Raw genomic sequence first — 21,033 nt, forward strand, 5'->3', positions numbered from 1 at the left:
CACCGGCTCAGGAGAGCAGCGCCTCCAGCCGCCGGTTCACCGCCGCGAGCGTCGCACGCACGACCGCCTGCCGGGGATCCCCGGCCACCAGCGCCGAACCGGCCAGCTGCTCCACCCAGCCGTCGCAGACCAGCAGCACCACCACAGTGGCGACCTCGCAGTTGCCGAACGGCACCACGGCGGCGTGCTCCACGAAGCACCGGCCGTGGTCGCCGGCCGGAACGCCCCGGCCGAGCAGCTCGTCCACCGCGGCCGCCGCGGCCACCGCGCAGAGCCGCAGCACGTACCCGTCCACGGCCGGCCCGGTCGCGTGCCCCTCGGCCGTGCGGTCGCCCGCGACCAGACGGACCTCGGTGGTGGCGTCCAGGCCGAACGTGCTCACCAGGACGTGCTCGATCACCACCCGGGGCCCCGGCACGCCGCCGGTGTCCAGCGGTCGCGACGGCGCGGTCTCCGTCGTGGTCATCTGACCACCCGAGTACGACGTCCCGAGCGTCACCGGGCTGCCGGTGGACATGCCGGTCGGCGCGGCGGCCAGCGACGTCTCGTCGACTGCGGCGCGCCCCCGGTGGGTGGCCTGCCGGCGGCGGCGCGGCGGCTCGTCGGCGTCGCCGGGCGCCTCGGCCGGACGCGTGGCGCGGTCCGCGCCGAACCGCGCGTCGCCGGAGCGGTTCGCGGCCGGACGGATCACACCGGTCCGCGCCGGCATCTCGTCGCCGCCCGTCTCGTCACCGTTGCGGGCCTCGACCGGCTCGGGCTGCGCGGCGCGGGTTTCGACCGGCGCAGGCGGCGCGCCGGGTGGCCGGTTCTCGCCCGTACGTGGCTCAGCGGAGCGCTCCAGCCGGGCCGACCGGCGGCGCAGCGGGGCCGGCGGCGGCACGGCGGGCGCGCCGGGCAGGTTCTGCGGGGCGGCGGCCAGGCCCATCCGCTCCTGGAGCAGCCGGGCCACCAGGCGGCTCACCTCGGCCGGGTCCGCGCCGTCGGCCAGGTCGAGCCGGAGGCTGTGCGCGCCGGCCGGGGTACGGCGCAGCGCGGCGTCGCGTACGCCCGCCACCTCGCGGACCGCGTCGAGGATCGCGTTGACGTCGAAGCCCTCCGGCCGCTCCCGCAGGGGCGCGGGTTCGTCGTCGCGGCGCAGGTGGGTGGCGATGCGGGCGAGTTCGGGGGTCTCGGCGGACGGTTCCACTGCCGGTGGCTCCGGCACGACTGGCACGTCCGGTTCCGAGGGGACGCGCTGCGGCAGCACGGGGGACGGTTCCTCCGGTCGGGGCTCGGCGACCGCGTCGGCGGCCGGCACCGGTTCCGGTGCGGACCGGCGGGCCGCGTAGGGAGGGGCGCTCGTCGGGTGGGGCGCGGCGGTGGGGTCGAACCGCGGCGGGCCGCTCGTGGCGGGCACGCCCGAGGTCGGCGGGGCGGGGACGGCCGCCTCGGCCGGCGGCGCCGGGGCGTATCCACCGGCCGGCGCGGGCGGGGCGCCGGCTGCCGGCGGTGCGCCAGGCGCGGGCGGGGCACTCGTCGGCGGGGGGCCCGGGGGCGTGATCAGCGGCGCGACCGGCACCGGCGGCCCGGCCCAGGAGGGCCGCTCGTAGCCGTGCGGCGGTTCGGCGTCGCCCCGGGCCAGCCGGAACGGCCGGGTCGCCTCGGGCGTCGGCTCCGGCGCGGCCGGTGGCTCGTAGCGGCGTGCCGGCTCCGGCCCGGCACCCGTCTCGTACGGCCGGGACGCCTCGGGCTCGGCGGGCGGCGGGTACTGCCGCGTCGCCTCGGGGCCGGGGGCCGGTTCGGCGCGCAGCGGCTCGTACGGCCGTACCGGCTCGGGCCGGGGTGGCTCGTAGGCGGCGGGCGGCTCGACGCGGGCCGGCTCGTACGGCCGCACCGGCTCGGGCGCCCACTCGGCCGCGCGGTCCTCGCGGACGGTGCGGTGGACGGCGCTGTCGTCCTCCCACTCCCGGCGCTCGGCGGCAGGCTCCTCGGCCCGGCGTGCGGGCGGCTCCTCCGCGCCCCGGGCCGGCGGCTCCTCGGCCCGGCGGGCCGGCGGCTCGTCGGTGCGGGCCCACGGCGGGGCCCAGCCGTCACCCCAGCTCGGACGGTTCCAGGACGGCCCGGACCAGTCCGGTTCGGCGGCCCTCGGGTCGTCGGCCGCCGGCGGGTCGGCGGCGGCCCGCGGCTCGGCGGCGGCTGTCCGGCCCTCGGGCGGGTGCACCTCGCCCGGTGCGTGCTCCGCACGGCTCGCGGCCGGCGGCGGGGTGACCGGCCGGTCGGCCCAGCCGCGGGACAGCGACGGGGCGGATTCGGTGTTCGGCGCGTGGAAGCCCGGCGGCACCTCGAACCCGGATGCGGCGGCGCCGACCGGCGGGACCTGGAGCGCCGGTGGTGCGGAGGTCGGCCCGCTCTCGGCCCAGCGCGGGGCCCGGGCGGCCGGGTCGTCGGCGGCGTGCCGGGAACCGGCGGTCTCCCCCGGGTCGGTCGGCTGCTCGATCGTCGGCGCCGGGCGCGGGGCCGGCACGGCCAGCCGTTCGCCGTCGGTGGGCCGGGGCGGCTCGTCCGCGGGCGGGGCACTGACCGGCGCCTGGCGGGTCACTGGCGACTCCTCCCCGGCGTGGTGCACGCCGTTGACGTGACGGCCGTTGACGCGGCCCGGTTCCGGCGCGAAGTGGCCGGGCAGCGGGGCCGGCAGGTCGCCGTGCCGGGGCGAGGAGGCGGCCCAGCCGCCGAGGTCGCCGTAGGGCCAGCCGCCGGGCGCAGGAGCACCGCGGGACCAGCCGTTCGGCGGGGGCGCCCAACCGCCGCCGGTACGGGCCGGGTCGTCCTGCTGGCCCGTCCCGTCGCCGTGCTCTCCCGGGGTGGCGGCTCCGGGTTGCCCTGTTTCACTCACCGCGCGCTCCTTGGTCGCCCCCGCTGAGGCTACCGTGTGGTGACAGTGGCGATAAGTTACAGCGGCGGGCCAATTCCGCGACGGGTTCACGAACCCGGACCGGTTCGGGTGATACGTGCCGGCTCGTACGCAGATACTCGGAGGATCCGATGACCGCAGTGGGGAACGGTGCACAGACCGCCGGTCGGCCCACCCGCCTGCCCCGCTCGGCGCGCCGTAAGCAGCTGCTCGCCGCCGCTCAGGAGGTGTTCGTCGCGCAGGGCTACCACGCCGCCGCGATGGACGACATCGCCGAGCGGGCCGGTGTCTCCAAGCCGGTGCTCTACCAGCACTTCCCCGGGAAGATGGAGCTCTACCTCGCGCTGCTGGACACGCACTGTGACGCGATAGTGGCCAATGTGCAGGACGCGATGAGCGGCACCAACGACAACAAGGAGCGCGTCGGCGCCGCGGTGCGCGCGTACTTCGACTTCGTCGACCACGAGAGCGAGGCGTTCCGGCTGGTCTTCGAGTCGGACCTGCGTAACGACCCGGCGGTGCGGCAGCGGGTGGAGCGGGTCGAGCAGGGCTGCATCGCGGCCATCACCGACACGATCATCTCGGACACCGGGGTCAGCCGCTCGCACGCCGAACTGCTCGCCTCGGGCCTGGTCGGCGCCGCCGAGACGGCCGCCCAGTTCTGGCTCGCCGGCGGCCGCCAGGTGCCCAAGGCGGAGGCCGAGGCACTGGTCGCGGCCCTGTCCTGGCGGGGCATCGCCAGCTTCCCCCTGCAAGGTGAGTCAGCCTGAACATCGGGCCGCCGGATCGGATAGCCTTCCCACGGTGGCTTTTTCGCCCCAGTTGAGGAGGCACAGTGGAGGTCAAGATCGGCGTGCAGTACGCGCCGCGGGAGCTGGTCCTGGAGAGCGCGCAGTCGCCGGCCGAGATCGAGCAGATCGTGACCGACGCCTTCGCCAAGAGCGAGGGCACGCTCTCCCTGACCGACGAGAAGGGCCGGCGCGTGATCGTTCCGGTCGGCAAGGTCGCCTACGTCGAGATCGCCGAGGCGTCGCCCCGCGCGGTCGGGTTCACCGTTCGCTGATTCCCGCGGCACCGGCCGCCGTGGCGGGCCTCCCCGCCACGGCGGCTCAGTTGTTCAAGCCGACTGCTGTCATCCGCGCGGTGTGCGCCTCGGTCAGCCGGCGCAGCAGCCCCGGCACGTCCCCGCCGGTCCGCCCGATCAACGCGACGAGCGCGCCCCGGTCGGCGGCGGCCACCCGGCCCGCCTGGGACAGCGCCTCACCGAGCAGCCGCCGCGCCCACATCGACAGCCGTCCGGCCGCCCGGGGATCGGCCTCGATCGCGGCCCGGATCTCGGCCGCGGCGAAATCGGCGTACCGGGAGTCGTGCAGCACGTCCAGCAGCAGCGTCCGGTCCGGCCCGTCCAGGCCGCCGGCGATCCCGCGCAGGAAGTCGTCGGTGATCGCATCGCCCACGTACGCCTTCGTCACCGCCTCCGCCCAGTCCCGCGGCTCGGTCGAGTCGTGGTACGCCCGCAGCGCCTCGACGTAGGGAGCCATCGCCTCCTCCGGGGTGACGCCGCGGGCGGCGAGCCGGTCGGTGAGCCACCTGTAGTGCGCGATCTCGGTGGCGGCCATCTCGCTGAGCGCGGCGCGGCGGCGCAGGTCGGGTGCGAGGCGCGCGTCGGCGGCGAGGCGGTCGAAGGCGAGCAGTTCGCCGTACGCGACGAGCCCGAACAGATCGACGGCGGCGGGGTCGGGGGCGGACACGAACGCAGGCTACCGGCGCCATCGGTGTGACTCAAGTCACAACAACCCGCCCCGCGCGCACGGCCACCACCTGGGAATCGGGACGACTCAGGGACCGTTCAGGTACGATGAGACAGTTGCCGTGGGCACCGAATCGGTCACTTGCTGATCAACGCCGGTCCCCGACGCGCGTGCGGCCCGGTCCGGCTCGGCGAATTCGCCCCTGACCGCGTGGCCCGCGCCATACCGATCGCGCCCTGAGGACTTGAGGGGCGCACCACGAGAGGGCACCCCCAAATCCATATGAGCGAGCAGATTTCCGGCCAGCCACTGGCCCCCACCGCCCCGGTCCCCCCGGAGGCACCCACGTTCGCCGCGCTCGGCGCGCGGCAGGAGACCGTCGAGGCGCTGGCCGCCGCCGGCATCACCCGCGCCTTCGCCATCCAGGAGTACGCGCTGCCGATCGCGCTGCGCGGCGTCGACCTGATCGGGCAGGCGCCGACCGGCACCGGCAAGACGCTCGGCTTCGGCATCCCGCTGCTGGAGCGCGTGTTCGCCCCGTCCGAGGGCAGCGACGGCGTGCCGCAGGCACTCGTCGTCGTACCGACCCGCGAGCTGGGCATCCAGGTCGCCAAGGACCTCGACGCCGCCGGCCGTACCCGGGGCGTCCGGGTGCTGCCGATCTACGGCGGCGTGGCGTACGAGCCGCAGATCGAGGCGCTGCGCAAGGGCGCCGAGATCCTGGTCGGCACTCCGGGCCGCCTCCTGGACCTGCAGAAGCAGAAGCACCTGCGGCTCGACCGGGTCCGCGCGCTCGTCCTCGACGAGGCGGACCGCATGCTCGACCTGGGCTTCCTGGACGACGTCGAGAAGATCCTGGCGATGCTGCCGGAGGACCGGCAGACCATGCTGTTCTCGGCCACCATGCCGGACCCGATCGTCGCGCTGTCCCGGCGCTTCCTGCGCCGGCCGGTGACCATCCACGCCGGGCACACCGCCGAGACCGGTCCGTCGCCGCAGACCAAGCAGCTCGCGTACCGCACGCACTCGCTGAACAAGGTCGAGATCGTGGCGCGCATCCTCCAGGCCGAGGGCCGCGGGCTGACCATGATCTTCACCCGTACCAAGCGGGCCGCCGACCGGGTCGCCGAGGACCTCGACTTCCGCGGGTTCGCCGTCGCCGCCGTGCACGGTGACCTCGGCCAGGGCGCGCGTGAGCGGGCGCTGCGGGCGTTCCGGGCCGGCAAGATCGACACCCTGGTCGCCACCGACGTGGCGGCCCGGGGCATCGACGTCACGGGCGTCACGCACGTGATCAACTACGACTGCCCCGAGGACCAGGACACCTACACCCACCGCATCGGCCGTACCGGCCGGGCCGGGGCCACGGGTTCCGCCGTGACGTTCGTCGACTGGGACGACATGCCCCGCTGGCGGATCATCGACAAGACGCTCGGGCTGGACATGCCCGAGCCGCCGGAGACGTACCACACCTCCGCGCACCTCTACACGGACCTGGACATCCCGACGGACGTCAGCGGCACGCTGCCGACCGCCGAGCGCACCCGGGCCGGCCTGTCCGCCGAGGTCGAGGAGGACCTGGGCGGCGGCAGCCGGTCGCGCCGGGGCGCGCGGCGCGGCGACAGCCGGGGCCGCGAGCGCGGCGACCGTGACCGTGACCGTGACCGCGGTCGTGGCCGGGGCGGCGAGGGCGGTTCGTCCGCCGTTTCGCCCTCCGCGCAGTCCGACGCCGGGGACGACGAGGCCCCGCGTACGCCGCGTCGGCGTCGTCGCCGCCGGGCCGGCGAGACGGTGGCCGGAGAGCCGACCGCGGTGATCGGCACCGAGGGCGCTGCCGAGACCGCCGCCGCACCGCAGGCCGCGGAGGGTGAGGCGGCGAGCAAGCCGCGTCGCCGTCGCCGTCGCCGCAGCGGCAGCACCGGCGCGCCCGCCGAGGCCTCGAACGCCGACTGACGAACACCAACGGATACGGCCTCCCGGACCCTGGTCCCGGAGGCCGTCCCCATCCCCGCCCCTCCCCGCTCACCCTCTTACTGGAACGATCATGAGGTTGGCGGTGGCCCGCACGGCGTGTCGCGCCGTCAACTTCATGATCGCCGGGCCGGGCTCCCCGGGCGGGCGGTGAGGGCGGGCCAGGAAAGGTAGGTACTGATGCCGGAAGCGCTGGACTCGGCACTCGCCGAGGTGCGGGCGCTGCTGCTCGCGCCGGGGCTGACCCGCGCGGTCGCCGCCGGGCGCCGTCGTGGGCAGCGCCCCTCGGTGGTACGCGCGGAGCTGCGCCCGGTCACGCTGAAGGCCGGCCCCCGGTTGCAGATCGCCGTCTCCGACGGATCACGGCCGCACACCCGCAACGTGGCACCGGGTACGGAAGCAGGCGCGGCGGTCGACGAACTGCTCGCCGAGCCGTTCGGCAACTGGCACGTCGAAACAGCCGACGCCACGCTCCAGCTCCGGGTCACCAAGTCCGGCGAGGCGCAGGTGCACCGCGCGGCCGCCAGCCGTCCGGCCGCCGAGCCGGGCGGGCACGACCGGGCCAAGGAGTGGCTGCTCGACCCCGGTGACCCCCTGTTCCGGGAGATCGGCGGCTCGGCCGCCAAGCGCCGCCAGGTCGACGCGTTCCTGCGCGCGCTGGCGGCCACGCTGCCCGACGACCTCACCGGCCCGCTGCGGGTGGTGGACCTGGGCTGCGGCAACGCGTACCTCACCTTCGCCGCCTACCGCTACCTGGTCCAGCGCGGCCTGGACGTGACGCTCGTCGGGGTGGACGTCCGCGAGGACCAGCGCCGCCGCAACACCGAGCTGGCCGAGCGGCTGGGCTGGGCCGACCGGGTCGGCTTCGTGGCCGGCACCATCGCCGAGGCGCCCGTCGACCCGGCGCCCGACCTGGTGCTGGCGCTGCACGCCTGCGACACCGCCACCGACGAGGCGCTGGCCCGGGCGGTGCGCTGGGGCGCCCGCTGGGTGCTCGCCGCGCCCTGCTGCCACCACGACCTGGCCGCCCAGCTCCGGGCCGGTCAGGCGCCCGCGCCGTACGAGCTGCTGACCCGCCAGGGCATCCTGCGGGAGCGGTTCGCCGACGTGCTCACCGACTCGCTGCGGGCCGCGCTGCTGCGTCTGCACGGCTACCGCACCGAGGTGGTGGAGTTCGTCGACTCCCAGCACACGCCGCGCAACCTGCTCATCCGGGCACGGCGGACGGCGGGCGCGCCTACCGACGGGCAGCGCGCGGAGTATCGCGACCTGGTCGGCCAGTGGGGTGTCACGCCCCGGCTGGAGACGCTGCTGGCCGAGGCGCGCTGAGCCGAGGCGCGCTGAGGAGCGCCGAGCGCGGCGGTCCTACCGCCCGCGCTCGCCCCGGTTGCGGTCGCCCCGGTCCAGCACCGACACCCGCTCACCGCGGTTCGATGCCCGCTCGCCGTCGTGCGACGACGCGCTCGGGAACGGCACCACCTTCCCGGCATGCTCGGCGTTGCCGGCGGCGGCGAAGGCGTTCCACGAGATGTCCACGAGCAGCCGCTTCACCTCGGCGTGCCGGACGGCGGCGTTGCGCTGCAACGCCATCCGCGCGCCGAGCACCACCGCGGCCAGTGTGGTGCAGATCGCGCCGGTCGCGGCGATCAGGTGTACGCCGGTCGCGTCGCCTCCGCGTACCGCCAGCACCAGCAGCCAGATCCAGAAGCCGAGCGCGAACACAGCGGCCTTGGCCACGAAGAAGAGGCTCACCGCGCCGGGGCGATGCGGTACGGGACGGTCCGGCTCGGCCATGCTGCTCCTCCATCGACATCCAGGATTTCCTCAGCTTAATTGACCGGCGGCAACTTTCCGTAGTCGGGCGGTCCCGCCAATGAGACCTCCGGACCGATCAGTCAGTTACTTCTCCGGTCCGGCGTACTAGGCTCGGTGCGCGAGCCGGGCCACCGGAGGAAGGGGACAGATCCACCAGGGATGGGTTCCGCAGACGTTTCGCCACAGATGGCCTTCGCGCGCTTCGTACGACGGGCGATCGACGCCGCGCGCGAGGAGCGCGGCTGGACGGTGACCGACCTCGCCACCCACACCGGTGTCGGCCGTTCCACTGTGTTCCGCTGGCTGGCCGGCGACTGGCAGGACTACCCCGAACTCGCGAAGGTCCGCGGCTTCTGCGCCGCCCTCGACCTGCCCGTGGCTGCGGCGTTCCGCGCGCTGGGCCTGCCCGACGCCGGGCCGGTGCCCCGCCGCCGGGGTGCCGAGGACGGCCCGGTGGAGGCCGACGTGCGGGTCATCCTGGATCGGCTCGCCGACCCGAACGTGCCCGCCGAGGAGAAGCACCACATCCGCGATCTGCTCCGCTACCTGGCCCGCCGCCCGGTCCGCCGGGCCGGCTGAGCGCCCGGCCGGCAGCGGGCTCAGGCCACCGTCAGCGTGAACTCGGCGGTCCGCACCACGCCGCCCACCTGGAAGTCCAGGAACATGCGGTAGCTACCCGGCCCCGGCGCGGTCAGCCAGAACGTCACGTCGTCGCCGTCGCGCACCGGCTCCGGGTGCACGTGCAGGTAACCGAGGTCGCCGTCGCGCAGCGCCACCAGGTGCCCGTACGCCCCGAGGTACGGCTCCAGCGCCGCCGCCGTGCCGTCCGCGCCGGTGACCCGGAACCGCAGCGGCACCGACTTCCCCACCTCCGGCGTGCCCGCGTACCCGACGGTGAATCCGTCGACGGTGGCCGACGTGGCGGCGGCGGGCAGCGGCCGGGGCCGGTACGCGCCGGACGCGGTCAGGTCGGCGCCCAGCACCACGGCGACCTGGCGGCCGTCGTCGGCCACGGCGGTGAAGTCCGCGTACATCCGCCAGGGGCCCGCGTCCGGCGCCGTGATCGGCACCGACCAGGTGCCGTCGGCGGCCATCGTCGGGTGCAGGTGCCGGTAGCCGCTGAGGTCACGCCGGACCATGATCACGTGCATCGGCTTGTCGTGCACGACGGCGAACCGGGTGACCGCCCGGCGCTGGTCGTCGCGGATCTGGAAGCGCAGCTCACCGGCGCGGCCCGCGACCAGCTCGGTCGACGGCACCAGCGTGTAGCCGGCCGAGGTGATCGACAGCCCGGTCGCGCCGTCGCCGCCGCCCTGGGTGACCGTGGCGCCGTCGTGCGTGTGCGCGCCGGTGCCGGGTGAGTGGGCGTGCGCGCCGCCGTCGGTGCCGCCCGTGGTGGCGGCCCCGCCGGCAGTCGTGGGCCGGGCCGGGTCGGCCGGCGCGTTCATCCGCCCGAGGCCGAAGCCGAGCAGGACGGCGAGCACCAGGCCGCCCACCACCAGGGCAAGCCGCAGCGTCTCCCGGTCCACAACGACGGGACCGGCCGCAGCCGCCCCGCCCGCACCGTCCCCGGACCGCGCCGCGGGAGCGTCGGAACCGGCATCGGAGTCGTCGGGGACGACGCCGGTGCCGGACGTGACGGACGACGACTCAGGCACCGCCGCCGACCAGCTCGTAACCCGCCTCGTCCACAGCGGCACGCACGGACTCGACGGGCAGCGGCGCCGCGCTGGTGACAGTCGCGGTGCCGCTCGTCAGATCGATCCGGACCTCGTCGACGCCGGGCAGCGCGGACAGCTCCTCGGTCACCGCCTTGACGCAGTGTTCGCAGGTCATCCCGGTCACGGTGTACGTCTGGACGACGGGTCGCTGCTCGGTCATGACCCCACGGTACCGCCGCCCGGGTGCGGGCCCGACGACGGTCCGCCGACGGTGGTGACAGTCGCATTCCGCCCGGCCCGGGAACTTTTCGCGCAGGCCGGGAACTCCCGCGCCGACCGGCGGCATGCCACGCCGGCATCCCGCCACGCGGGCCGAGGGACGGGTCAGCCGGCCACCGCGAGCGCCAGCGGCAGCACGTCCGGCGCGCCGGCCCGGCGCAGCAGCCGCGCCACCATGGCCATCGTCCAGCCCGAGTCGACCAGGTCGTCCACCAGCAGCACCGGCCCGTCCAGCCCCGGCAGCGCGCCGGCCAGCTCGTCGGGCACGCGGAAGGCGTCGTGCAGCGCGCGTACCCGCTGGGCGCTGTTGCCGCGCGGCCCGCCACCGCCAGGCCCGGCCGGGACGACCCGGCCGAGCAGCGGAAGCCGGCCCACGGCGGCGATCCGCTCGGCCAGCGAGCCGACGAGCAGCGGTCGCGTCCGGGAGCCGACCGCCACCACGCCCACCGGCCGCCGGGGCCACGGGTCGTTGCCGTGCGCCCACGCCTTCAGCACCTCGACCACGGCGGCCACCACGTCGTCGGGCACCGGGCCGTCCGGCGCCTCCGGCCCGACCAGCCCGCGCAGCCGCCCGCCCCACCCCAGGTCGGACAGGCGCCCCACGGCCCGGCCGGGCAGCGTCTGCTCCGCCGGGGGGATCCGGCCCTTCAGGGGTACGCCGACCGACTCCAACCCGGTGGGCCAGAGCTTCTTGGGCGGGATCGGCACGCCGGGGCGGCCGAGGAAGGTCTGCGCGGCGGTCAGCGCCTGGTCGGAGACGGCGGCGTCGAACAGCGGGCCGGCGCAGTTGTCGCACCGCCCGCAGTCCTGCGCCCCGGTGTCGTCCAGCCCTTCCCGCAGGTAGCGCATCCGGCAGCCGGACGTCGAGGCGTACTCCCGCATGGCCCGCTGCTCGGCGGTGCGCGCGTCGGCGACGCGGCGCAACCGGGCCTCGTCGTAGACCCAGGGCTCGCCGGTGGCGAGCCAGCCGCCGCGCACCCGGCGGACGGCGCCGTCCACGTCGAGCACCTTGAGCATCAGCTCCAGCCGGGCCCGGCGCAGGTCGACCACCGGTTCGAGGGCCTGGGTGGAGATCGGCCGGTCGGTGTCCAGCGCGGCGAGCACGGCGCGGACCTGCTCCTCGGGCGGGAAGGCGAGCGAGGCGAAGTACCGCCAGATCGCCGCGTCCTCCACGCCCGGCAGCAGCAGCACCTCGGCGTGCTCGACGGCCCGGCCGGCGCGGCCGACCTGCTGGTAGTAGGCGATCGGCGAGGGCGGCGCGCCCAGGTGCACGACGAAGCCCAGGTCGGGCTTGTCGAAGCCCATGCCGAGCGCGCTGGTGGCGACCAGCGCCTTGATCTTGTTGTCCAGCAGGTCCTGCTCGGCGGCCCGCCGGTCGGCGTCCTCGGCCTGCCCGGTGTAGGAGGCGACCGACCAGCCCTGCCCGCGCAGGAAGTCCGCCGTCTCGGTGGCCGCGGCCACGGTGAGCGTGTAGACGATCCCCGAGCCGGGGAGCCGGTCCAGGTGGTCGGCCAGCCAGGCCAGGCGGTGGGCCGGGCTCGGCAGATCGAGTACGCCGAGGCGCAGCGACTCCCGGTCGAGCGTGCCGCGCAGCACCAGGGCGTCGCCGAGCTGCTCGGCCACGTCCTGCGTGACCCGGGCGTTGGCGGTGGCGGTGGTGGCGAGCACCGGTGTGCGTTCGGGCAGGTTCGCCAGGAACGTGCGCAGCCGCCGGTAGTCCGGCCGGAAGTCGTGCCCCCAGTCGGAGACGCAGTGCGCCTCGTCGACCACGAGCAGCCCGGTGGTGGCGGCGAGCTTCGGCAGTACGCCGTCGCGGAAGTCCGGGTTGTTCAGCCGCTCCGGGCTGATCAGCAGCACGTCGACGGCACCGGCGTGGATCTCGGCGGTGATCTCGTCCCACTCGTCCAGGTTCGCCGAGTTGATGGTGCGTGCCCGGATGCCGGCCCGGGCGGCGGACTCGACCTGGTTGCGCATCAGCGCCAGCAGCGGCGAGACGATCACCGTCGGCCCGTGCTGATTCCCCTCACGCAGCAGCGCGGTCGCCACGAAGTAGACGGCCGACTTGCCCCAGCCGGTGCGCTGCACGCAGAGCACCCGCCGCCGGTCGACCACCAGCGCCTCGATCGCCCGCCACTGGTCCTCGCGCAGCCGGGCGTGGTCACCCGCCAGCCGCCGCAGCACCGCCTCGGCACGCTCCCGGACGGCCATCCGATCCTGGCTCATCCGGCATTTCTACCAGGGAGGGCGGACGACTCCGGCGGGCCGGACGGTGACGTGGGCGTCGGTGCGGGCGTCGGTGCGGGTGGCAGGAAGATCAGCAGCTCGCGCAGCGCGTCAGTCGCCGCCGCCGGCAGCAGGCACCGTGAGGCCAGTTCCTCCATCGACGTGTACGGGCCGCGCATCCGCCGGTCGACCACCACGTGCTGCGCCTGCGACCGGGTCAGTCCCGGCAGCCCGGCGATCACCTGGTCCGGCACCGAGTTGACGTCCACCAGTCCGCCGTCGTCGTACGCGCGGGGCAGGTCGGGGCGCCCGATGCGCAGGTCGTCCCGGGCCGACGGGTACTGGTAGAGCAGGTAACGGGCGTACTCCCGGCGCAGCCGGTTGCGATCGGCGTACGGCCGCCCCCGCCAGAGGCCGCGCAACCAGGCGAGCAGCCGGCCGTTGAGCAGCACCACGTGCGGGACGCCCGCCGCCCAGGTGGTCAGCCAGATCACTATCAGGGTGGCCTCGGGTCCGCTGACCTCCTCGGTCTCGCTGCTGCCCAGGACCACCACGAACGTCACGGCCACGGCCAGGTAGTAGATCGCGGCGGCGACGCTGCCCCAGCCCCGGCGCCAGACCCCGTAGAGCAGCACCACCAGCCACGTGAGCATGCCGAACGAGAACAGGGCGATGAGCGCGCCGCCCACAGTCGCGACGACGCTCAACCAGCCGGGCACGCCGGATGGACGCCGGGACGGCGGCACGGGGCCGATCAGCGGCGCGACAGGGGGCGAGACCCAGGGCGGCAGGCCGGTCGGCGACTCACCGGCCGGTGGCGGCGGAAACGGACCACCCGGCTGCGCCGAGACGGTGAACTGCACCGGAACGGTGAGCTGCGCCGAGACCGTGGGCTGGGCCGGAGCGGTGGGCTGGGGCGGCACCGTGGGCGGAAATGGGCTCTCGGCCGGGCTGGTGGGCAGCGGCCGGGCCGGTGCCTCGGCGGGGGCCGGAAACGGCTCCGGGCCGCCCGCCCACCTCTCGCCGGGTCCGACCGGACGACGCGGCGCCTGCGCCAGGAGGTCCGGGTCGGCGCGCAGGATGCGCCGGTGCAGATCCTGGAGCGGCTCGCCCGGCTCGATGCCGTACTCGTCGCGGAGCAGCCCGGCGTAGTCGCGGTAGGCGGCCAGCGCCTCGGCCTGCCGTCCGCTGCGGTGCAGCGCCAGCATGAGCTGGTGGCGCAGCCGTTCCCGGACCGGGAACTCGGCGACCAGCTCGACCAGTCGGCCGACCAGCTCGCCGTGCCGGCCGTCGGCCAGTTCCAGGTCGACACGCGTCTCCAGGGCGACCGCGCGCAGCTCCACCAGCCGGTGCCGGGCCGCGTCGAAGTACGGCCCGGCGAACCCGGTGAACGGCTCCCCCTGCCACAGCTCCAGCGCGGCGCCCACCTCGGCGAGCGCCTCCTCCGTACGCCCCGCGACCTGTGCCGACCGCGCACGCCGCACGCCGCGCTCGAAGCGCACCGCGTCCACCGCCTCGGGCGGCACCTGCAGCAGGTAGCCGGCGTCGGTGAGGGTGAGCACCCGGGCCGGCGTACGCGGCGACCGGTCGGGTTCCAGCACCCGGCGCAGACCGGCCACGTGCTTCTGCACCACGTTGGGGCCGTTCACCGGTGCCTCGTCCGGCCAGACCGCTTCGACGATCTGCCCGCTCGGCACGGGACGGCCGGCGGCGAGCAGCAGCACGGCCAGCACGGCTCGCTGCTTGGCCGGGCCCAGATCGATCTGACGGTCGGCGTACCAGGCCCGCTGCGGGCCGAGGAGTTCGAAGCGCAGCGCCTCTGACATGCGAGTTTCCGCCCCCGTGTCGGCTGCCGTCGCCCACGGTGGCCGACAGCAGTCGGACGGCAGCATATCGGCAGCGAGACGGCCGTGACGTCTGACGATACTTACCCGGCAACAATCACCTGGGAAAGTGAGTCGAACACCATGACGCAGCGAAACGGTTCCGCCGGCAGCCTCCGGCGGATGGCGGCTCTCGCGACGGCCGTGCTGGCCACCACCGTCCTGTCCGCCGGGTGCGGGACCGGGGACGCCGCCGAGAGCACCGGACCGGCGCCGAGCCCGTCGGCCGACCCGAAGGCCACGCTGCTGGCCGCCGTGCCGGACGAGAAGGACCCGGCCTTCCGGTTCTCCACCATCGAGGGCGCGGACAAGTTCGACGGGGTGGTCGACCCGGCGACGCGCGGCCTCGAGCTGTCCATGTCGGAGAAGAGCCAGGATCCCGAGTTCACCATGGGGATGACCTTCCGCGTGATCGAGGACGACATCTGGATGCGGGTCAAGATCACCGGCATGGCCGGTCTGCAGGACATGATGAAGCTGCCCAAGCGCTGGATGCTCCTGGACCGCACGAAGCTCGACGACGCCTCGGACGTGCCGGTCTACCAGAACGCCGACCCGGCCAACATGGCCGCTGTCATCCGGACCGCGGAGACGGTCGAGGACCGGGGCGACGGCACGTACGCCGGGTTCGCCGACCTGACCGCGAACGCCGACATCCGCGAGAGCTTCACCACGGTGGACGTGGCCGCGCTGGGTGAGGCGGCGAAGAAGGTGCCGTTCACCGCCGTCGTCGGGCCGGACGGGAACCTCACGTCGCTGACCCTGGACGTGCCGGCCGCCGGCAAGACGAAGGCGATGAAGCTGGTCGCCAAGTACTACGACTTCGGCAAGGCGCCGAAGATCAGCGCGCCGACGGGCTCGCAGGTGCAGAAGGCGCCGGCGTCGGCGTACGAGATGCTCAACGGCTGACCACGACGTGAGCGCGAGGGGCGGTGGCCACACGGGGGGCCGCCGCCCCTCGCGCATGTCAGCGGCCGAGCACCGATCCGCCGTTGACGCCGAGCACCTGCCCGGTGACGTACCCGGCGGACGGGCCGGCCAGGTAGCGCACCGCCGCCGCGATGTCGTCCGGCACACCGGCCCGGCCGACGAGCGTGGCGGCGACCCGCTTGGCGTGCCCCTCCGGCGTCATCCGGTCGCCGAAGAACTCGGTCTCCGCCACGTAGCCGGGGCTGACCACGTTCACGGTGATCTGGTCCGGTCCGAGCTGGGCGGCGAGGTCGTACGCCCAGCCGTGCAGGGCGGCCTTCGCGGCCGAGTACGGCCCGGCGCCACCGCGCTGCGCGGCGATCGAGCTGAGCAGGACCACCCGGCCGCCGGGGCGTCGCAGGGCGGGCAGGAGCGCCTCGGTGAGCAGGACGGCGGTCAGCACGTTGGCGTCCAGGTTGGCCCGCCACCAGTCCGCCACCCCGCCGAGCGAGTCGGTCGACCCGCCGAGGTAGCCGCCGGCGTTGTTGACGACGGCGTCCACGGCGCGCTCTCCGACGGTGTCCACCACCGCGCCGACCTGTGCCGGATCAGTCAGGTCGGCGACGACAGGCGTGACCGCCCCGTCCCGCCCGCTCTCGGCACAGATCCGCCGCGCAGCCGATTCGAGCACGTCGCCCCGCCGCCCCACGACGATCACGTCGAACCCGTCGGTCACGAGCCCGTGCGCCACCGAGGCCCCGATCCCGGTCCCACCCCCACTGACCACAGCCAGCCGCCGCTCCCCCATGACCGTCCCCTTCCCGCCAACCCGTTGATCAAGGAGTTTGCGTCATCCTAACCGCGGAATCAGGACACAAACTCCTTGATCAACGGGCCGGGAGAGGGCCCGGAGGGGGCCGGGAGAGGGCCGGGAGAGGGCCCGGCGCGAGGGTCAGCGGGAGCGGCGGAGAGCCGTCAGGAGGGGGGTTACGCGGGAGCGCAGGCTGGCCAGGCCGCCGGGGAAGAAGTAGACGGCCAGGATGAACACCGTGCCCAGGACGAACAAGGGCTGGCTCAGCGGGTGGCTGAGGAAGGCGGGCAGGCTGTTCACCGCGTCGCTGCTGCCGAACGCGGTGAGCCGGTGGTCCAGGTACATGTAGAGGACGCCGCCCAGCACCGGCCCCCACCGCGTACCGGGGCCGCCGAGCACCACCATGACCAGCAGTGACAGCGTCAGCTCCGACGAGGTGATGTGCGGGCTGGCGCCGCCGACGATCAGCACGTAGACCACCCCGCCGGCCGACGCGAGGCCGCCGGCCAGCGTGAACGCGACGAGCTTGAACCGGTACGGGTCGAGCCCGAGCACCCCGATCCGCCGCTCGTCGTCGCGCAGCCCGGCGAGCACCCGCCCGGTCGGCGAGGCGCTGACCCGGTGCACCACGAGGACCACGATGGCCAGGTACGCCAGCGCCAGCCAGTACAGGTTCACCGTGTTGGTGACGCCCACCAGAGCAGCCGGCAGCCCCGACACGTCGAGCGGCAGGCCCTCCTCGCCACCGGTGAGGCCGCCGAAGTCGCGGGCCACCAGGATCGCCCCGACCTGCGCGAACGCCAGCGTCACCATGGCGAACGCGATGCCCACGGTACGCAGGGCCACCGCGCCGAGCAGCGCGGCGAGCGTGGTCCCGCCGATCACCGTGAGCACGGCGGCCTGCCACAGCGGCAGCCCGGCCTTGGTGACCAGGATGTCGGTGCCGTACACGCCGGCGGCGAAGTAGAGGGCGTGGCCGAAGGAGAGCATCCCGGTACGCCCGAACAGCAGGTCGTATCCGGCCGCGAGCCCGCCGAAGACCAGGCAGATGGCGAGCAGTTGCAGTGTGCCGGGCGAGTTCAGCGGCCCCTCGAAGATCCCGGGCAGGTGCAGCGTGGAGTACGGCAGGATCGCCGCCACCACCAGCGCCACGAGCGGCAGGTACGGGCGCAGTCCGTGCCAGCGGGCCCGGCCGGGGGTCAGCTCGTCCGGCACCGCCGCCGGGGGTGCGGGCGCCTCGGCGCTCTTGACCTCGGTCATGCGTGAGCCACCTTTCCGGCCAGGCCCTGCGGACGCAGCAGCAGCACCACGGCGAGCAGACCGACCACGCACAGGTCGCCCAGCCCGGACGTGCCGTAGTAGTTGACGAACTGTTGCAGCAGCCCCACCGCGACCGCCGCGTACGCGGACCCGACCACCGAACCCATCCCGCCGATCACCACCACGATGAAGGCGAAGATCAGCAGCGAGCCGCCCTGCCCCGGCGAGACGGTGCCGAAGTAGACGCCGCCGAGCGCGCCGGCCAGCGCGGCGGCGGCCCCGCCGATCGCGAAGACCAGCGTGAACGCCTTGCGCACGTCGATGCCGAGCGCCGTCACCATCTCCCGGTTCTCCACGCCGGCCCGGATGATCAGGCCGTACCGGGTCCAGCGCAGGAACGCCAGCAGCGCCCCGAGCACCACAGCGGCGGCGACGATCAGCAGCAGCCCGGCGTTCGGCACCTGCGCGCCGAGCACCGATGTCACGCCCCGGCTCCAGTCCGGACGCGGGAACGGGCGCGGGTCGGCGCCCCAGGTGGCCTGGAGCAGCGCCACACCGGCGAGCGACAGGCCGACGGTGACGAGCACCTGCTCGATGGTGCGGGAGTACAGCGGCCGGATCAGCACCAGCTCTACCAGCACCGCGACGAGCGAGCCGGACAGCACACCGAAGACGACGGCGAGCACGAAGCCGAACCCGTCCGGGCCGGCGCCGGGCAGGTTGCCCGCCGCCCACCACGTCGCGTACGCGCCGACGCCGAGGAACAGCCCGTGCGCGAAGTTGAGCACGTCGGCGAGGCCGAACACGAGGGACAGGCCGGAGGCGACGAGGAAGTACAGCGCCGCCAGGCCCAGCCCGGTCAGCGTCAGCAGGACGACCGTGTTCATGAGTGCACCTCCGCCGAACCCACACCGAGCAACGACTTGGTCAGCGCGGTCTCCAGCAGCAGCTCCTGGGCGTCGCCGGTCCAGGCGACCTTTCCGGCGGAGAGCACCACCGCGTCGGTCGCCAGCCGCCGTACCACCGCCAGGTTCTGCTCGACCAGCAGCACCGGCACCGATTCCGCCACCCGTTCCAGCACCTCGGCCACCTCGGTCACCACCTTCGGTGCCAGCCCCTTCGTCGGCTCGTCGACGAGCAGCAGCCGGTTGTCGTTCAGCAGCACCCGCCCGATCGCGAGCATCTGCTGCTGCCCGCCGGACAGCGAGCCGGCCCGTTGCCGTCCGCGCCGCTCCAGCTCCGGGAAAAGAGCGAAGACCTTGTCGTACGCGGGCGTGACGCCCCGCCGTTCGGCCAGCCGCAGGTTCTCCGCGACGGTGAGCGCGGCGAAGACGCAGCGGTCCTCCGGCACGTAGCCGAGGCCGTCGCGGACCAGCCGGTGGGTCGGGCGGGCGAGCAGGCTGCGCGCACCCATGCGTACGCTGCCGCGCACCTCGCCGCCGCGCGGCGTCAGCCCGACGATCGCGCGCAGCGTGGTGGTCTTGCCGACGCCGTTGCGCCCGAGCAGCACGGTGACGCCGGTCGGCGCGACCTCGAAGGACACCCCCTGGAGGATGTGCAGCCCGGCGATCCGCACGGACAGGTCCGCCACGGACAGGACAGGTTCGGTCATTTAGAGTGCCTCCCCCAGGTACGCCTCCTGCACGGTGGCGTTCGCCATCACCGTGTCCGGGGTGTCGCACGCCAGCAGCGCGCCGTGGTGCATCACGGCGATCCGGTCGGCCAGTTCCAGGATCACGTCCATGTGGTGTTCCACCATGAGCACCGCCCGGCCGCTGTCGCCGGTCAACGACTTGATCACGCTGACCAGCTCGGGCACGTCCTCGGCGCTCACCCCGGCCATCGGCTCGTCCAGCAGCATCACCCGGGGTTCACCGGCGAGCAGCAGCGCGATCTCCAGCTTGCGCTTCTCACCGTGGGCCAGGGTGCCGGCGAGCGCCGTACCCCTGTGGTGCAGGCCGACCCGGTCGAGCGCCGCGTCGGCGGCGGCGGCCACCTCCCGGTCGGCCGCCGCCCGCCGCCACAGCTTCATCGAGCCACCCCGGTGTGCCTGTACGGCGAGCCGGACGTTCTCCCGCACGCTCAGCGAGCCGAAGACCGAGGACGCCTGGAAGGTACGCCCCAGTCCGAGCCGGGCACGCCGGTGCGGCGGAAGCGCGGTGATGTCCGCGCCGTCCAGCAGGACCGTGCCCTCGGTGGGCCGGCGCAGGCCGGTGATCAGGTTGAACAGGGAGGTCTTGCCGGCGCCGTTGGGCCCGATCACGCCGAGGAACTCCCCCGGCGCCAGATCGAGGTAGACGGAGTCGACGATGGCGACCTCACCGATCCGCCAGGTCAGACCGCGGGTGGCGAGCACGGGTCAGCCCTTCATCTGCGCGACGGGCGGCGCGCTCTCGTCACCGGTGAGCGACTTCTGCGCGGTGGCGGTGAAGGTGGTGCCGCTGCCGGTGAGCTTGGCCTGGTACATGGGCTGGAGCAGGGCGTGGTCCTCGGCGCGGATCTTCATGGCGCCCTTGACGCCCTCGAACTCCCAGCCCTCCAGCGCCTTGACCATCTTCTCCACGTCGTCGCCGCCCTCCTGCACGGCCCGGACGACCATCTGCGCGGCAGCGAACCCGTCCGGGTGGAACAGGTCGAGCGTGCCGCCCGGCACCTTCGCCTTCGCGGCCTTGGCGGCCTCGGTGTCGCTCGCGCCGTCGAAGTAGTGCGACAGGAACGAGATCTTGCTGCCCGCCGCGCCGAACGTCGGCCACGAGGCGCGGATGTCCAGGCCGGTGACGACAGTGGTGGAGGCGAGGACGCCCTGCTGGTCGAGCGTCTGCCACATGGCGCCGGCGGTGGTGCCGGCCCAGGCGACGAAGAGCAGGTCCGGCTTGGCGGCCTTGATCTGGCTGGCGAACGGCGTGAACTCGGTGGCACTGGCCGGGGCCCGGACGCTGCTCACGTTCGCGCCCGCGCCGCCGATGACGGCCTTGACGGCGGCCTCGTTGGCGTCGCCGAACGCGCCGTCCTGCGCGAACACGACGACCTTCTTGCCGCCCGCGTCGCCGATGAACGACCGGGCGGTCACCACGTCCTGCCAGGACTGCCGGCCGGAGCGGAACGTGTACTTGTTCGCGCCGGTCACCGCGTCGGTGGCGGCCGGGCCGGAGATGAACAGCACCTTGTTCTGCGCGGCGATCGGCGCGACCTGCAGCGCCACCCCGGAGGAGGTGGACCCGGCGATGATCTTCGTACCCTTGCCGATCAGGTCCTTCGCGGCGGACACGGCCTTGGCCGGGTCGCCCGCGTCGTCGGCCTCGGTCACCTCGATCGTGCGGTCACCGACCTTGCCGGTGCCCTTCGTGGCGAAGTCGAGGCCGGCCTTGAAACCCTCGATGTACTGCTTGCCGTAGCTGGCGAGCGGCCCGGACTGGGAGTAGACCAGACCGACCTTGACCGGGGCGGCGTCGCCGCCGCCGGATGCGGTGTCCTGCGGGCTGCCACAGGCCGTGGCGGCCAGAGCGACCGCCACCGAGGTGGCGGCGGTAAGGAACACCCGTCGCGTGTGCCGGATCGTCATTGCGACTCCAGGTGAGGA

At 74.5% G+C, this 21,033-nt stretch carries 19 protein-coding genes; 6 read left to right on the top strand and 13 right to left on the bottom strand.

Annotated features, from left to right (window positions below):
* Positions 1–7 precede the first annotated feature (7 nt).
* Complete coding sequence (locus CLT75_RS21040) at positions 8–2,872, bottom strand: hypothetical protein (protein WP_135242117.1); 2,865 nt, start codon at positions 2,870–2,872, stop codon at positions 8–10.
* A gap of 149 nt (positions 2,873–3,021) precedes the next feature.
* Between CLT75_RS21040 and CLT75_RS21045 the strand changes: the two genes are divergently transcribed.
* Both CLT75_RS21045 and CLT75_RS21050 read left to right on the top strand, forming a co-directional pair.
* The gene (locus CLT75_RS21045) at positions 3,022–3,660 is read left to right on the top strand and encodes a TetR/AcrR family transcriptional regulator (protein WP_013288691.1); all 639 of its coding nucleotides are present in this window, start codon (positions 3,022–3,024) and stop codon (positions 3,658–3,660) included.
* A 65-nt stretch (positions 3,661–3,725) separates the two neighbouring features.
* Positions 3,726–3,953 (top strand): DUF3107 domain-containing protein, encoded by a 228-nt coding sequence (locus CLT75_RS21050; RefSeq protein WP_013288692.1) that lies wholly within the window; start codon positions 3,726–3,728, stop codon positions 3,951–3,953.
* Between the two features lie 46 nt (positions 3,954–3,999).
* On the opposite strand, the gene CLT75_RS21055 is transcribed toward CLT75_RS21050, so the two are convergent.
* Positions 4,000–4,641 carry a ferritin-like fold-containing protein gene (locus CLT75_RS21055; protein WP_135242118.1) on the bottom strand — a complete coding sequence of 214 codons (642 nt, stop codon included), beginning with the start codon at positions 4,639–4,641 and terminating at the stop codon, positions 4,000–4,002.
* A 282-nt stretch (positions 4,642–4,923) separates the two neighbouring features.
* Here CLT75_RS21055 and CLT75_RS21060 point away from each other — a divergent pair, with 282 nt between their 5' ends.
* Positions 4,924–6,594, top strand: coding sequence for a DEAD/DEAH box helicase (locus CLT75_RS21060; RefSeq protein ID WP_135242119.1), 1,671 nt, complete (start codon positions 4,924–4,926; stop codon positions 6,592–6,594).
* 198 nt (positions 6,595–6,792) lie between these two features.
* Positions 6,793–7,941, top strand: a complete 1,149-nt coding sequence (locus CLT75_RS21065) for a class I SAM-dependent methyltransferase (protein WP_135242120.1) — start codon at positions 6,793–6,795, stop codon at positions 7,939–7,941.
* Between the two features lie 36 nt (positions 7,942–7,977).
* Here the strand turns inward: CLT75_RS21065 and CLT75_RS21070 are convergent, their stop codons facing one another.
* Positions 7,978–8,406, bottom strand: a complete 429-nt coding sequence (locus CLT75_RS21070; protein ID WP_135242121.1) for a hypothetical protein — start codon at positions 8,404–8,406, stop codon at positions 7,978–7,980.
* 180 nt (positions 8,407–8,586) lie between these two features.
* Between CLT75_RS21070 and CLT75_RS21075 the strand changes: the two genes are divergently transcribed.
* Positions 8,587–9,006 carry a helix-turn-helix domain-containing protein gene (locus CLT75_RS21075; RefSeq protein WP_026268433.1) on the top strand — a complete coding sequence of 140 codons (420 nt, stop codon included), beginning with the start codon at positions 8,587–8,589 and terminating at the stop codon, positions 9,004–9,006.
* A gap of 20 nt (positions 9,007–9,026) precedes the next feature.
* Here the strand turns inward: CLT75_RS21075 and CLT75_RS21080 are convergent, their stop codons facing one another.
* The 4 genes from CLT75_RS21080 to CLT75_RS21095 all read right to left on the bottom strand — a co-directional run bounded on the left by CLT75_RS21080 (position 9,027) and on the right by CLT75_RS21095 (position 14,416).
* Entirely contained in the window at positions 9,027–10,085 is a 1,059-nt protein-coding gene (locus CLT75_RS21080) for a hypothetical protein (RefSeq protein ID WP_135242122.1), read from the bottom strand.
* Positions 10,078–10,308: a heavy-metal-associated domain-containing protein gene (locus CLT75_RS21085; RefSeq protein WP_135242123.1), complete on the bottom strand. Its 231-nt coding sequence runs from the start codon at positions 10,306–10,308 to the stop codon at positions 10,078–10,080. The genes CLT75_RS21080 and CLT75_RS21085 overlap by 8 nt, the downstream gene beginning before the upstream one ends.
* 164 nt (positions 10,309–10,472) lie before the next feature.
* A complete protein-coding gene (locus CLT75_RS21090; RefSeq protein ID WP_209310363.1) occupies positions 10,473–12,590 on the bottom strand; it encodes a DEAD/DEAH box helicase in 2,118 nt (705 codons plus the stop codon).
* Positions 12,587–14,416, bottom strand: coding sequence for a BTAD domain-containing putative transcriptional regulator (locus CLT75_RS21095; protein WP_135242124.1), 1,830 nt, complete (start codon positions 14,414–14,416; stop codon positions 12,587–12,589). The genes CLT75_RS21090 and CLT75_RS21095 overlap by 4 nt, the downstream gene beginning before the upstream one ends.
* Positions 14,417–14,596: 180 nt before the next feature.
* Between CLT75_RS21095 and CLT75_RS21100 the strand changes: the two genes are divergently transcribed.
* The gene (locus CLT75_RS21100; protein WP_486485236.1) at positions 14,597–15,382 is read left to right on the top strand and encodes a hypothetical protein; all 786 of its coding nucleotides are present in this window, start codon (positions 14,597–14,599) and stop codon (positions 15,380–15,382) included.
* A gap of 58 nt (positions 15,383–15,440) precedes the next feature.
* On the opposite strand, the gene CLT75_RS21105 is transcribed toward CLT75_RS21100, so the two are convergent.
* The 6 genes from CLT75_RS21105 to CLT75_RS21130 all read right to left on the bottom strand — a co-directional run bounded on the left by CLT75_RS21105 (position 15,441) and on the right by CLT75_RS21130 (position 21,015).
* Positions 15,441–16,190, bottom strand: a complete 750-nt coding sequence (locus CLT75_RS21105; protein WP_135242126.1) for an SDR family oxidoreductase — start codon at positions 16,188–16,190, stop codon at positions 15,441–15,443.
* 144 nt (positions 16,191–16,334) lie between these two features.
* Positions 16,335–17,453, bottom strand: a complete 1,119-nt coding sequence (locus CLT75_RS21110; RefSeq protein WP_135242127.1) for a branched-chain amino acid ABC transporter permease — start codon at positions 17,451–17,453, stop codon at positions 16,335–16,337.
* Entirely contained in the window at positions 17,450–18,340 is an 891-nt protein-coding gene (locus CLT75_RS21115) for a branched-chain amino acid ABC transporter permease (RefSeq protein WP_135242128.1), read from the bottom strand. Before CLT75_RS21115 ends, CLT75_RS21110 begins: the two co-directional genes overlap by 4 nt.
* A complete protein-coding gene (locus tag CLT75_RS21120; protein ID WP_120573026.1) occupies positions 18,337–19,065 on the bottom strand; it encodes an ABC transporter ATP-binding protein in 729 nt (242 codons plus the stop codon). Before CLT75_RS21120 ends, CLT75_RS21115 begins: the two co-directional genes overlap by 4 nt.
* On the bottom strand, positions 19,066–19,809 hold the full coding sequence (locus CLT75_RS21125) for an ABC transporter ATP-binding protein (protein WP_013288706.1): 744 nt from the start codon (positions 19,807–19,809) through the stop codon (positions 19,066–19,068).
* 3 nt (positions 19,810–19,812) lie between these two features.
* Complete coding sequence (locus CLT75_RS21130) at positions 19,813–21,015, bottom strand: substrate-binding domain-containing protein (RefSeq protein ID WP_135242129.1); 1,203 nt, start codon at positions 21,013–21,015, stop codon at positions 19,813–19,815.
* Between the last annotated feature and the right edge of the window lie 18 nt (positions 21,016–21,033).

This window comes from Micromonospora sp. CNZ285, assembly GCF_004637285.1.

Excerpts from the sequence above, each read along its gene's own strand:
- CLT75_RS21045 (WP_013288691.1), top strand. The coding sequence starts at position 3,022 with ATGACCGCAGTGGGGAACGGTGCACAGACCGCCGGTCGGCCCACCCGC.
- CLT75_RS21060 (WP_135242119.1), top strand. The coding sequence starts at position 4,924 with ATGAGCGAGCAGATTTCCGGCCAGCCACTGGCCCCCACCGCCCCGGTC.
- CLT75_RS21065 (WP_135242120.1), top strand. The coding sequence starts at position 6,793 with ATGCCGGAAGCGCTGGACTCGGCACTCGCCGAGGTGCGGGCGCTGCTG.
- CLT75_RS21070 (WP_135242121.1), bottom strand. The coding sequence starts at position 8,406 with ATGGCCGAGCCGGACCGTCCCGTACCGCATCGCCCCGGCGCGGTGAGC.
- CLT75_RS21075 (WP_026268433.1), top strand. The coding sequence starts at position 8,587 with ATGGGTTCCGCAGACGTTTCGCCACAGATGGCCTTCGCGCGCTTCGTA.
- CLT75_RS21085 (WP_135242123.1), bottom strand. The coding sequence starts at position 10,308 with ATGACCGAGCAGCGACCCGTCGTCCAGACGTACACCGTGACCGGGATG.
- CLT75_RS21090 (WP_209310363.1), bottom strand. The coding sequence starts at position 12,590 with ATGAGCCAGGATCGGATGGCCGTCCGGGAGCGTGCCGAGGCGGTGCTG.
- CLT75_RS21095 (WP_135242124.1), bottom strand. The coding sequence starts at position 14,416 with ATGTCAGAGGCGCTGCGCTTCGAACTCCTCGGCCCGCAGCGGGCCTGG.
- CLT75_RS21100 (WP_486485236.1), top strand. The coding sequence starts at position 14,597 with ATGGCGGCTCTCGCGACGGCCGTGCTGGCCACCACCGTCCTGTCCGCC.
- CLT75_RS21105 (WP_135242126.1), bottom strand. The coding sequence starts at position 16,190 with ATGGGGGAGCGGCGGCTGGCTGTGGTCAGTGGGGGTGGGACCGGGATC.
- CLT75_RS21110 (WP_135242127.1), bottom strand. The coding sequence starts at position 17,453 with ATGACCGAGGTCAAGAGCGCCGAGGCGCCCGCACCCCCGGCGGCGGTG.
- CLT75_RS21115 (WP_135242128.1), bottom strand. The coding sequence starts at position 18,340 with ATGAACACGGTCGTCCTGCTGACGCTGACCGGGCTGGGCCTGGCGGCG.
- CLT75_RS21120 (WP_120573026.1), bottom strand. The coding sequence starts at position 19,065 with ATGACCGAACCTGTCCTGTCCGTGGCGGACCTGTCCGTGCGGATCGCC.
- CLT75_RS21130 (WP_135242129.1), bottom strand. The coding sequence starts at position 21,015 with ATGACGATCCGGCACACGCGACGGGTGTTCCTTACCGCCGCCACCTCG.